This is a genomic window from Mesorhizobium sp. AA23 (assembly GCF_001672435.1).
Classification (GTDB): Bacteria; Pseudomonadota; Alphaproteobacteria; order Rhizobiales; family Rhizobiaceae; genus Mesorhizobium.
In genome coordinates, this window is the sequence record NZ_LYTP01000009.1 from 86,178 (window position 1) to 98,131 (window position 11,954).

The following is an 11,954-nucleotide window of genomic DNA, read 5'->3' on the forward strand; positions in this document are numbered from 1 at the left end:
GGTGTAGAAAAGATGCAGCTCTTTCCCTGTCCGTTCTGCGGGCCGCGCGAAGAAAGCGAGTTTCACTATGGCGGCGAGGCCGGCAATTTGCGGCCCGACGGCGGGGACGTGACGGCCGAGCGCTGGGCCGGCTATCTCCATATGCGCAACAACCCGAAGGGGCCGACTCGCGAGATCTGGATGCACCTGACCTGCGGCGAGTGCTTTGCGATGAGCCGCGACAGCGTCAATCACAAGGTGTCGGGTTCCTCCGTGCTCGGCGACGCGGAGCATGGCGCATGAGCGCTTCGCGTCTTGCCAATGGCGGCTGCGACATCGATCGGGCCCGCCCGCTGAGCTTCACTTTCGACGGCACGCGCGTCGACGGCTTTGCCGGCGACACGATCGCGTCTGCCTTGCTGGCGAGCGGCCGGGCGATCGTCGGCCGCAGCTTCAAATATCATCGGCCGCGTGGCATCTGGGGATCCGGCGTGGAGGAGCCCAACGCGCTGATCGATGTCGAAAGCGCCGGCGGCCGCGCGCCGAATGCGCGGGCAACGACCGTGCCGGCGCGGGACGGCCTCACGGTCAAGAGCGTCAACGCGTCGCCGACGGCGCTGGCCGACCGCAACGCGATGCTGGACCGCCTTGCCCGTTTCCTGCCCGCCGCATTCTACTACAAGACCTTCATGTGGCCGGACTGGCACCTGTTCGAGCCGCGCATCCGCGCCATGGCCGGGCTCGGCGTCGTCGACCGCAATTGGAAGCCGCGTCACGTCTCGGACCAGATCAATCACCATTGCGACGTCCTGGTGGTCGGCGCCGGACCGGCCGGCCTCGCCGCGGCTGCCGGCGCGGCGGCAGCCGGGCACTCGGTCGTGCTGGTCGACGAGCGGACGCATCCCGGCGGGTCGCTGCGCCACCGTGCAGGCGCAGTCGACGGTGTCAAGGGTGCGGCATGGATCGATGCGACGGTGGCCCGGCTGAAGAGCAGTGGGCATCTCGTGCTCAGCGATACGACCGCCTTCGGCCTATATGATCACAATCTGGTCGCGCTCAACCAGCTTCACCGCGACGGCCGACCCGACACGCTGTGGCGCGTGCGCCCGCGCCGCATCGTGCTGGCGACGGGCGCGATCGAGCGGCCGGTCCCGTTCGCCAACAACGACCTTCCGGGCATACTCTCCGCTGACGCGGCGTTGAGCTACCTGCGCAGGCATGGCGTCCTTGTCGGCCGGCAGATCGTGGTCGCAACCAACAATGACAGCGCCTACGAGCCGGCCTCGGCGCTGGCTGCGGCCGGCGCTTCGGTGACGGTGGTTGATTGCCGGCGTGAGGGTGGCGTACAGGCGAAGAGCGGTATTCGGGCCCTCGCCGGACGCGCCATTGCAGCGGCGCGCGGCCGCAACGCCGTTCAGAGTGTTCTGCTCGACGACGGTACCGCCCTTGCGGCCGATTGCCTGCTCGTCTCGGGCGGCTGGACACCCACCGTGCATCTGTTCTCGCAGGCAAAAGGCAAGCTCGCCTGGAGCGATCAACTGTCGGCTTTCATTCCCGCAGAAGCGATCGAGGGGATCGGCGTAGCCGGCGCCGTCGCCGGCACGGTCTCGCTTTCCGAGACCTTGGCCAGCGGCCTGGCGGCCCTCGGCGGGTTCGGCTCGGCGCCGCCGGCACCTCGCAGCACTGGCGAGGAAAGAACGCTTGGCGTCGTCAGCCTGTGGCCGAAGCCCAAAGCCAAGGGCCGCGTCTGGATCGACTACCAGAGCGACGTCACCGCCAAGGACGTCGAACTGGCGACGCGGGAGAATTTTGTCTCCGTCGAGCACCTGAAGCGCTATACGACCCTTGGCATGGCGACCGACCAGGGCAAGACGTCGAACCTGAACGGTCTGGCGCTGCTGGCCGCGGCTACCGGCCGCGCCATCTCGGATGTCGGCATCACCACCTACCGGCCGCCTTTCACGCCTGTGCCGTTCGCCAGCCTGGCGGGAGCGCGTCGGGGCAGCATGCACGCCCCGGTCCGTCGCCTACCGCTGGAGGCAAACCATCGCGCAGCAGGCGGAGTGTTCCAGGAATATGGCGGCTGGCTGAGGCCGGCCTATTACGGAAGCGGCGAAGCCGGAGCCACGATCCAGGAGGATGCGCGGCGCGCCCGGCAGTCCGTTGCGCTCTTCGACGGCTCGACGCTCGGCAAGATCGAGGTGATCGGTCCACGCGCGGCCGAATTCGTCGACTTCATCTATTACAACACCATGTCGACCCTCAAACCCGGCCATTGCCGCTACGGTTTCATGCTGTCGGAAAATGGCGTCGTCTTCGATGACGGTGTGCTGGTTCGTCTCGACGAGCACCGCTTCATCGTCTCCTGCTCGTCGTCGCATGTCGCCGCTGTCCACGCGCGTCTCGAAGAATGGCGGCAGGATCGTTTCGGCCGCGATGCGGTCTATATCCACAACGCCACCGCGCAATACGCCACCTTGACGATTTCGGGTCCGAAAGCGCGCGGCCTGATAGAGGCGCTCGATCTGGGTGCTGCGCTGGACGATGCCAGCCTGCCGCACATGGCGGTTACCGCCGGCCGCTTTGCCGGCGACGAGGTGCGCATTGCCCGGGTCTCCTTCACCGGCGACCGAAGCTACGAGATCTCCATCCGCGCCGACCGGGCCGAGGCGCTCTGGGCGAAAATGCAGCAGGAAGGCCGCGCGTTCGACGCCGTGCTGCTCGGGCTTGAATCCCTGATGATCCTGCGCGCCGAGAAGGGCTTCATCGTCATCGGCAAGGACACCGACGGCAACGTCATGCCGCACGACCTCGGCGTCGCGGGACCGCGGACCAAGCGTACAGGTGAGTTCGTCGGCCGGCGCTCGCTTTTCACCGAAGCGGCGAGCCGAACCGATCGCAATCAGCTTGTCGGCCTGGCTGTCGCCGAAGGCGAGGCGCCGCTGGCGACCGGCGCGCATGGTGTGGAGAAAAGCGGCGGCCGGCTCCGGAGCATCGGCTTCGTCACCTCCAGCTATCAAAGCCCGACCCTGGGCCGCCCCGTCGCCCTGGCGCTCATCGAACGGGGTGCCGCACGGCATGGCCAAACGATCGACGTTCAGCACCTCGGCGTCCTGCGCCAGGCCACCATCGTCGCGCCCTGCGCCTTCGATCCGGAAGGGAGCCGCCTGCATGCGTAACCTTGCCGAAAAATGGCCCGCAGCGCCCGACTGGATCACCGCGGTCCTGAACACGGACGGGATCAGCGTGCGCACATTGGACGGGCTGAAGCAGCTTCTGGTCAGCGGCGACCTGACGGCTTGGGCGCAGGCTTCGGGTCTCGCGGGGGAAGGTGTCGGTGCCGGCGCGGTTGCCAATGGCGACAAATACATGGTGCGCATCGCGCGCGATCGCATTCTCGCCGTAAGCGAACGGCCATTGCCCGTCGCGGCCGGCTGGCACGCGGCCGGTTTCGCGGTCACGGTCATGGATGCCGGGCTGCATGTATTCGAGATGAAAGGGCCGGGATTGGCCGGTCTGGTCGCCAGGGGCACGGCGCTCGATCCGAGGCAGGCAAGTCCCTCGGCTTCGATCCTTTTTGCCGGCGCCGGCGTTCTCTTCTACCGGTTCGGCAACCCCGATCGGGCGCGGGTGCACGTCGACCGGGGCCTTGCCCCGTATCTTTGGGGGTGGCTCGAACAGGTGCAAGTATTCTAGCGGGGGCGGTTTCAGGTCTATCTAGCCGGCATTCAAACCTGGCCAGCCCGAGATGCTTTCGGATTCCAGTGCAGAGGCAGTCGTGCGACGGTCCGGTCTGATCGGCAACACCAAGGTGACGCGCGAGGACTGGATGAAGCTCGCGCTGGAGACGCTGATCTCCGAAGGCGTGGAGGCGGTGCGCGTCCTCGCGCTCGGGCAGAAGCTGAACGTCTCCCGTTCCAGTTTCTACTGGTATTTCAAGAGCCGTCAGGACCTGCTCGATCAGCTTCTCGACTATTGGCGCAACAACAACACCCGTTTCATCCTCGAGCAGGCCGGCCGGCCCGCCGCGTCGATAACTGAGGCCGTACTCAATGTCTTCGAGTGCTGGCTGGATGAGAGGCTGTTCAATCCGCGCTTGGATTTCGCGGTGCGTGCCTGGTCGCGCCACTCCGCCAAGGTCCATCGTATCGTGAACGAGGAAGACGATGCGCGGGTCGATGCCATCCGGGCGATGTTTTTGCGGCACAGTTACGCAGACACCGAAGCCTTCGTGCGGGCGCGCGTGCTGTACTTCACGCAGATCGGTTATTACTCGCTCGAGATCGTCGAGCCGGTGAGCAACCGTCTGTCTCTGACGCCGGCCTACCTGTTCACGCACACCGGCAAGCAACCTCGTCAAGGCGAGGTGGAGGCCTTCGCCGAAAAGGTACGGGTGCGAACCGGCAGTTGACCACGGCCGACTGCTCAGCGGTCCGCAGCGCCGTCACCTTCGTTTCTCAAACACGTTTCAGCGCTGCGAGATCGGAAATCGTCTTCCTGATGACCGCTTCCACTTTCGACCGTTCCTCGCCGCCGATCGGCAGGCGCGGCTTTCGAACGTGTTCCGGAGCGCTGTACACCAGATGCTCGGCGAATTTGATGTACTGCACCAGCTTGACGTCCGTATCGAGATGAAATGCCGGCGTCATCAGCCGGTAGAGCGGAAGCGCTGCCGCATAATCGCCGCCGCGGGCGGCGTTGAACAGCGATACGCACTCGGCCGGCCATGCATTGGTCATGCCCGACACCCAGCCGACAACACCGAGCGTCAGGCTTTCAAGGATAAGATCGTCGACGCCGCAAAAGATGTCGAAACGGTCGCCGAAGGCGTTGAACAGGTCGGTTACCCTGCGGATATCGCCGGTCTCTTCCTTGATGGCGACGATGCCGGAAACATCGACCAGCGCCTTCAGCGTCTCGACGTCGACGTCGACCCTGTAGGCGAGCGGATTGTTGTAGATCATCACCGGCAGATCGCTGGCCTCGGCCACGGTCTTATACCATGCCACGGTCTCATGGCGGTCGGTGCGATAGGCGAGACTGGGGAAGGTCATCAGCCCCTCGGCTCCGAGCTTCTGGTAGTTGCGAGCCGCCGCGGCCGCGTCGTCGGTGGACAATTCCGCAAGACCGGAGAGCAGCGGCACCCGTCCCGCCACGACTTCCCTGGCTGCTGCAACCACGGCATCGCGCTCGGCCTGTGTCAGCGTGGCATTCTCGCCAAGCATGGGCAGGACGATTACGCCCGACACGCCGTTCTGAACAAGCCGCTCGATGCTGGCTTGCGTGGCTTTCAGGTCGACTGCGCCGGAAGCCTGCATCTTGGTCGTCACTGCTGGAAACACGCCGCTCCAGGTCATGGAATGCTCCTTGGTTGGGGTGTGGCCGGCGGAGGCGTCATAGAAGGGACGCATGCCGTATCGCCGGTCGGCACCAGCTTCCCATTTCTAACGCCACATGTTGATCTGCCAAGCCGCAAATGCGTCTTCGCCATAGCCCAGCGGTTTGTCGCGAAAAAACCGCCGCCGACCGTCAGCGGCCTATTGCAGCGGATGCCGATGCGATCGGCGCCAGCAGCAGCATGCCAAGAGCCGGGCGCATAAGACGGCTGCTTCGGGTAACGGCGCCTAACCGGTCGCCAAGGCGCGCGCCGCTCTGGTCAGGCCGTCACGTAAATGCTCCCGGCCTCGACGGTGACTGGGAACGTCCGCGCGCGAACGGACGGGTTGACCAGGGCCGCACCCGTCTGGATGTCGAACTCCCACCCATGCCAGGCGCAGCGAACGATTTCGTTCTCGCGGTGGTAGATGAATTCGGGTCCCTCGACTGGAGCGGTCGTTCCGCATTGCGGCCCTTCGCAAAGCGGAGCGCCTCGGTGAGGACAAACATTCAGCAGCGCATGGAAACTATCGCCGATCCGGAACACGCCGATCGACAGGCTGCGCACCTCGGCGATGAATGGCGTCCCGACCTGGATCTCGTCGGCGCGACAAATATACGTCTTCTCGGCCATTTGGGTCCTCGTCACGCTGCCGCGGCGGCTTGCGGGCGGGGGATCCGCTTGTAGACGTCCAGCGCATTCTGGCCGAGCACCTTGCCGCGCCATTCCGGCGGGATGTGCAGCGTGTTGACGTCATCGTAATCCCAATGCGGGTAGTCGGACGCAAACAGCAGCGTGTTCTCCCCGTCTATCGCCTCCAGGATCGCCCAGAGGTGTTTGACGTTCGACGGTTGCTCCAATGGTTGCGTGGAGAAGCGTATGTTGCGTCGACAATATTCCGACGGCAGCATCTTCAGCCATGGCGTCTCCTTGCGCAGGGCTTTGTAGTCGGCGTCAAGTCGCCAGAGCACCGACGGCACCCAGGCGATGCCGCACTCGATGACGACAAAGTAAAGATCCGGCCATTTTTCGAACACACCATGCGCGATCATGCTCGCGACATGCGACATGGCCGACATGTGCAGGATCGCATGGGTCTCCCAGAAGAAAGTCGTGGGCGCGGGCGCGACGGCATTCCAGTTGATGCCGCCATGCCCGCCAAGATGTATGGCGAACGGCAAGCCGACCTCGGCACAGGCCTCGAAGATCGGGTGATAGAACGGATCGCCATACGGCCGCACCGAGCCTTGGGAGGCCAGAACTTGCGCCATCCGGGGATGCGCGCCGAGCCGCCGGATCTCCGCCGCCGCAAGGCGTGGGTCCTGCGGCGCGATGACGATGGAGCCCATCAAGCGGCTGTCTTTCGGCAGCCATTCATTGATCTGATACTCGTTATAGGCGCTTACCAGCGCGCTGGCGTAATAGGGATTTGCCAGCGTCGAAGCCTCGATCGGCTCGTCGCCAGTCAGGATTGCCACTCCGATATTGTATTTATCGAGGTGCTTCTCCTTCATGATCAGGTAATTGTCCGCCTCGACCTTCGGACGCACGTCCTTCCGGGAGAAATCCTGCGGATGAAACCAGGGGCGATGGCCGTGCGGAAAGGCGCCGACGGGGCCGGTCTTCTCGCCTTCGATGAACATGTCTTTCCAGACGCCGGACAGGTAGGGCTCCAGCACCGTCGCGCTGGACCAGTAATTGTGGCAATCGCAATCGACTATGAACACTTGTCCCTCTTGATGATGCGGGCGCCGCTGAACGCCTCTGGATTCCTGCATCGAACTTCCGCCTTGTCAGTGTTTGGATCAAGCGTATGATCGGGCCGATACGATCGTAAAAATCGATTGGCTGGCCCATGCAGCTGGAACAGGTCGAGACCTTTCTGGACATCATCGAATCGCGGAACTTCAACCGGTCGGCGGAGCGCCTCGGACTGACGCAATCGACGGTCAGCACCCGTATCAAAAATCTAGAAACCGCCGTTGGATCCGAGCTCTTCCACCGCGGCCGCGCCGGTGCCGAGCCGACGGCGGCAGGGCGGCGGTTTGAGGCCTATGCGCGGTCGATGCTGTCGACCTGGTCCCAGGCGCGTCACGATGTGCGCGCCTTCAACAGGTTCGAGGGCAGCCTACGGGTCGCTGCCCAGGTCGGGATGACCCGCTCGATCCTGCCTGGTTGGCTGGAAATGCTGCTGCAAGTCTTGCCCCGGTCCTCGATCCACGTCGAATCCGATTATTCGCCGCAGATGATATCGGATCTAAGCCTGGGAAACCTCGATATTGCCGTTGTTTATGCTCCGCGCTACCTGCCCGAGATCACATATGACCAGCTCATGGTCGAGGAATATGTGATGGTCTCGACCACGGCGCGCAGGCTTTGCGATGTAAGCCCCGACACTTACATCCGGCCGGGTTACACGGTGGTGCTCGAGAAGGCTCATGCCGAGGCGCTGCCAAACCTGACTGCGTGCCGGCTTTCGATGGGCTCCGAGACGCTTGCGGACAATATGCTGCGGCGGGCCGGCGGCACATGCTACATGCGCGCCGACGATGCGCGACGCTTCGCCGCCGAGCGCCCCTCCCACATCGTGGAAGAAGCTCCAACTCTGCATCAGCCCGTCTACACGGCGGTCCTCGCACGACGCCGACATGAGCCGATCATTAAAAAAGGCGTGCGCGCGCTTCACCTTGCCGTCATGTCGCTGGAGGGTTGATCGATATAATCGATCGTAAACGCCTGGAGCACCCTCCTGCATCGAACGCAGGCCTGCTGGCAATGTCGGCTCGTTAAACGCGAGCCAGCTGGTGAATCATTCAGGAGACACACGACGTAAAGACGTTCGTCCTCTCCCCAAATGGCTGGCGGGTAGGTCAGTTCAAAGCTGGCCAGTTGATCATGCTGAATCTGGTGATCGACGGCGCTCCGGTCGCACGCAACTACTCGATCTCTTCATCGCCCACGCGGCCGGATGACCTGAGATGACGGTCAAGCGCGTCCCCGGCTGAGCGGCGATGTGGAAACGCTCGATCTCGGCGGGCTCAGCGCAGAGGAGAAGGCCATGCGATGCGTACTCGCCTGCTGCACCGTCCCCTATGGCCGGTCTGCGTGAACCTCTAATCAAGGCGGCGCATCCAACAGGAGGATGGCCGACGTCTCTGCAGCGATCGTGCTGATCGGCACGGCGGCACACGGTCCTAAGCGATCTTCATCGCCTTGCAGATTTCTTCGACCAGCATTGCGGCCGAGACCGAGCCGGGGTCCGGATGGCCGAGCGAGCGCTCGCCGAGACGCGCGGCGCGACCGACGGTTGCGATCATGTCGCGCGTCGCTTCCGTGCCCCGGCGGGCAGCGGCGGCTATGGCATCGGCGTTGTGGCCATTGACTGCCGCGTCGGCGGCCGGCCCCCAGGCGTCGAGCATTGTCTTCTGGCCGGGTTCCGCCTTGCCACGCTGGGCGATGCCGTCGCGCATCGCCGCAATGATGGTACGCAACTCGCCGGTCGGCATCGATGCGCGCGGACCCGCGGCCTTGCCGGCGCGCAGAAGGGCGGTCGCGTAGAGCGGTCCGGAGGAAGCGCCGACTGCGTTGAGAAAGCCTTTGGCGGCGGCATTGAATATATCCTGCAGCGTGCCTTCCGCGGCTTGCGCCGCTTCGGCCGCGGCTTTCATGCCATGTTCCATGGCAATGCCGTGATCGGCGTCTCCGATCACTCCGTCCAGCGCGCAGAGCCTGTCGCGTTCCGTCGCCATCCGTTCGGCGAAAGCGCCGAAGAGGGCTTTCAAATCCCCGGTCGTGAAATCCATCGCGCTCAGCTCCGGAACATGGCGCAGTCGCACGGATGGTCGATCATGCGTTGCAATTCGTCATCGAGATGCATGACGGTGATCGAGGCGCCGGCCATGTCGAGCGATGTGCAGTAGGGACCGACCAGCGTCTTGTGGGCGACCAGCCCGGCAGCCTTCAGTCGTTCCGCGATCCGGGCGTTCAGGATGTAGAGTTCCATCAACGGCGTTGCGCCGAGCGAGTTGACCAGCACCGCGACACGATCGCCGGCCGGCGCATTCATTTCCGCCAGGATGGCGTCCATGATTTCGTCGCCGACCTCGTTGGCCGCACACAATGGCCCGCGTCGCACGCCGGGCTCGCCATGGATGCCCATGCCGATCTCCATCTCGCCGACGGGGAGATCGAAGCTTGGCCGCCGCGTCTGCGGCAGGGAGCAGGACGAGAGCGCCACACCCATGGTGAAGGTGCGGTCGTTGGCGTGACGGGCGATCCGCTCCACCTCGTCCAGCGGCATCATCATGTCGGCGGCCGCGCCCGCGGCCTTGAAGATGAAGACGTTGCCGGCCACGCCGCGGCGCTTTTGCCGTTGGTCGCGCGGCGCCGACGCAATGTCGTCGGTGGTCAGCACGGTGTGCGCCTCGATGCCTTCCATCTCCAGCAGCTCCGCCGCCATGTCGAAATTCATCACGTCGCCGGCATAGTTGCCGTACATGAATAGGACGCCGGCACCGCCGCTCGCGGCCATCGCCGCGTCGACCGCCGGCTGCGGCGGCGGCGAGGCGAAGACGTTGCCGATCGCGGCGGCATCCGCCAGGCCCTTGCCGACATAGCCGAGGAAGGTCGGCTCATGGCCTGACCCGCCGCCGATCACCAGCGCCACCTTGCCGGCGCGAGGACCATGCTTGGCGACGACCGCACGCGGCGCGTTGTCCGGACGCCAAAGATGCTCGGGATGGGCGGCCATGATGCCGACCAGCATTTCGTCGACCGCCGCATTGCCGTTGTTGATCAGCTTCTGCGTCAGGCTCATTCACACCTCCTGCATCGTCCTCGGCCATGAGACTAGAGCAATTCCAGGAAAAGTGTGTAGCGGTTTTCCGTCCGGATTTGCGTGAAAACAAAGAGATAGAGCGTTTCGCGCCGGCGTGGAATCGTTCTTCTCCTGGTGTTGTTTCGGATGTGATCGCGTAGCGGAAGGTATCGGTCAGCGAGCGTTGTACTTGGCGTCCATCTGGTCGATGGCGGCGACATTGCCGGCCGACCGCCCCTTTGGATCGAAGGTCTCCTTGAGAAAGGCATCGGCAATCGACTTTGCCAGCTCAGGCCCGATCACCCGTGCGCCCATGGTGATGATTTGGGCGTTGTTCGACAGTGCGGCGCGCTCGGCCGAGTAGGTGTCGTGGGTGAGCGCCGCGCGGATGCCCGGCACCTTGTTGGCCGAGATGCAGACGCCGATCCCGGTGCCGCAGATCAGGATGGCGCGGTCATATTTGCCGGCCAGCACATCGCTCGCGACCCGGTCGGACAGGTTGGCATAGAACGGGTCGGGCCCGGCTTCGGTGCGCGACACTTCCGACACCTCGTGCCTGTCCTTCAAGTAGTCGGCCAGAACCCTGGCCAGGCCTTCGCCGGCGCTGTCGCCTGCTACCGCGAGCTTCATGATCGTCTCCTTCAGAGTTTGGCGGCGCATCTGGACAGGATGTCGAGATAGCCCTCGACCGCCCATGCGGCGCGTCCGATGAACAACCCGTCGATATGCGGGCATGCGATGAGTTCGGCGCAATTGTCGGGGTTGACCGAACCGCCATAGAGGCAAGGGACCCGGACACCGAGCACGTCCCGGGCGGTGGCGATGATCTCCGCCTGGCGCGCGTCCGCATAGTCCGAGGTCGCCGGAATGCCCTTGACGCCGATGGCCCAGACCGGCTCGTAGGCAAACAGGATCGGCGCGCGCCTCTGCGCCGCATCAAGTTTGGACAGCGCGCTTCGCACCTGCCTGTCGAGAACCTCGCGGGCACGGCCGGCCTGGCGCTCGGCCAGCGTCTCGCCGATGCAGATCAAGGGCGTCAAGCCGTGGCGTATCGCGGCCTCCGTCTTGAGGCCCACCGTTTCGTCGGTTTCGCCGAAATGCTCGCGGCGCTCGGAATGGCCGAGCTCGACGATATCCAGGTCACAATCCTTCAGCATCAGCGGCGAAATCTCGCCCGTCCACGCGCCTTCGCCGGCCCAATGCATGTTCTGGGCTCCGACCTTGACCGACGTATCCTTCAGCATCGCCTTGACCTCTCGCGCCGCCGTGAAGGGCGGGATCACAAAGCGCTGGACACGTGGGTCACCTTCCGGTTCGGCAAGCAGTCCGCCGGCAAAGGCGCGCGCCTCGACGAGCGTCTTGTTCATCTTCCAGCTTGTGCCGATCCAGACGTGGGGCATCTGTGTCATTGGTCAGTCCCGTGGCGACAGCGATTTGAATGCGGGTGAGTGCGGCATGGCGCCATCAACCTCCGAGACCGTCACGGATGGCCGAGAAATAGCGATCGGTCCCCACCTGCCCGCCCTTCAGCGCCACCTCCAGACCGTCGATCGCAGCGATGCTCGAATGGGCGACGCAGAGCGGCGAGCCGGGCGATGCAGGCAGCGGCATCCTGACCGTCAGCGCATCGACACCCATCTGGCCGAGCGCGTGGCTGGAGGTGTCGCCGCCGGCAATGATCACGCGCTTCAGCTTCTGTCCCACGCTCAAGGCACGCAGCAGTTCGCCGAGCCCGCGGCCGAGCTTGTGGCGGGCGCCCTCCTGGCGATCGATCTCGGCGCC

Annotated in this window: 13 protein-coding genes; 5 read left to right on the forward strand and 8 right to left on the reverse strand. The window is 64.6% G+C overall.

From position 1 onward, the window contains the following. The first annotated feature begins 12 nt into the window (after positions 1 to 12). From A9K66_RS09610 to A9K66_RS09625, 4 genes are read left to right on the forward strand one after another with little or no spacing between them, the layout of a single operon-like run. Entirely contained in the window at positions 13 to 282 is a 270-nt protein-coding gene (locus A9K66_RS09610) for a sarcosine oxidase subunit delta (protein WP_067322843.1), read from the forward strand. Then, complete coding sequence (locus A9K66_RS09615) at positions 279 to 3,158, forward strand: sarcosine oxidase subunit alpha family protein (protein ID WP_067322846.1); 2,880 nt, start codon at positions 279 to 281, stop codon at positions 3,156 to 3,158. Before A9K66_RS09610 ends, A9K66_RS09615 begins: the two co-directional genes overlap by 4 nt. Then, positions 3,151 to 3,675, forward strand: a complete 525-nt coding sequence (locus A9K66_RS09620; protein ID WP_067322849.1) for a hypothetical protein — start codon at positions 3,151 to 3,153, stop codon at positions 3,673 to 3,675. Before A9K66_RS09615 ends, A9K66_RS09620 begins: the two co-directional genes overlap by 8 nt. Before the next feature lie 52 nt (positions 3,676 to 3,727). Beyond that, the gene (locus tag A9K66_RS09625; protein ID WP_067322852.1) at positions 3,728 to 4,390 is read left to right on the forward strand and encodes a TetR/AcrR family transcriptional regulator; all 663 of its coding nucleotides are present in this window, start codon (positions 3,728 to 3,730) and stop codon (positions 4,388 to 4,390) included. 46 nt (positions 4,391 to 4,436) lie between these two features. Here A9K66_RS09625 and A9K66_RS09630 read toward each other — a convergent pair whose 3' ends face one another. From A9K66_RS09630 to A9K66_RS09640, 3 genes are all read right to left on the reverse strand, one after another. After that, a complete protein-coding gene (locus A9K66_RS09630; protein ID WP_067322900.1) occupies positions 4,437 to 5,336 on the reverse strand; it encodes a dihydrodipicolinate synthase family protein in 900 nt (299 codons plus the stop codon). 299 nt (positions 5,337 to 5,635) lie between these two features. Beyond that, on the reverse strand, positions 5,636 to 5,989 hold the full coding sequence (locus A9K66_RS09635) for a Rieske (2Fe-2S) protein (RefSeq protein ID WP_067322904.1): 354 nt from the start codon (positions 5,987 to 5,989) through the stop codon (positions 5,636 to 5,638). An 11-nt stretch (positions 5,990 to 6,000) separates the two neighbouring features. Beyond that, entirely contained in the window at positions 6,001 to 7,083 is a 1,083-nt protein-coding gene (locus tag A9K66_RS09640) for an amidohydrolase family protein (protein ID WP_067322855.1), read from the reverse strand. A gap of 128 nt (positions 7,084 to 7,211) precedes the next feature. On the opposite strand from A9K66_RS09640, the gene A9K66_RS09645 reads away from it, so the two are divergent. Next, a complete protein-coding gene (locus A9K66_RS09645) occupies positions 7,212 to 8,069 on the forward strand; it encodes a LysR family transcriptional regulator (RefSeq protein WP_067322859.1) in 858 nt (285 codons plus the stop codon). A 481-nt stretch (positions 8,070 to 8,550) separates the two neighbouring features. Here A9K66_RS09645 and dhaL read toward each other — a convergent pair whose 3' ends face one another. The 5 genes from dhaL to A9K66_RS09670 form a co-directional block, all read right to left on the reverse strand. Further along, positions 8,551 to 9,159, reverse strand: coding sequence for a dihydroxyacetone kinase subunit DhaL (gene dhaL, locus A9K66_RS09650; RefSeq protein ID WP_067322907.1), 609 nt, complete (start codon positions 9,157 to 9,159; stop codon positions 8,551 to 8,553). A gap of 5 nt (positions 9,160 to 9,164) precedes the next feature. Further along, complete coding sequence (locus A9K66_RS09655) at positions 9,165 to 10,172, reverse strand: dihydroxyacetone kinase subunit DhaK (RefSeq protein WP_067322862.1); 1,008 nt, start codon at positions 10,170 to 10,172, stop codon at positions 9,165 to 9,167. A gap of 174 nt (positions 10,173 to 10,346) precedes the next feature. Beyond that, on the reverse strand, positions 10,347 to 10,802 hold the full coding sequence (locus A9K66_RS09660) for an RpiB/LacA/LacB family sugar-phosphate isomerase (RefSeq protein WP_067322910.1): 456 nt from the start codon (positions 10,800 to 10,802) through the stop codon (positions 10,347 to 10,349). 11 nt (positions 10,803 to 10,813) lie between these two features. After that, positions 10,814 to 11,572, reverse strand: a complete 759-nt coding sequence (locus tag A9K66_RS09665) for a triose-phosphate isomerase (protein ID WP_197507462.1) — start codon at positions 11,570 to 11,572, stop codon at positions 10,814 to 10,816. Between the two features lie 64 nt (positions 11,573 to 11,636). After that, positions 11,637 to 11,954, reverse strand: a 318-nt coding sequence (locus A9K66_RS09670) for a nucleotide-binding domain containing protein (protein ID WP_280944344.1), incomplete at its 5' end; no start/stop codon positions are given.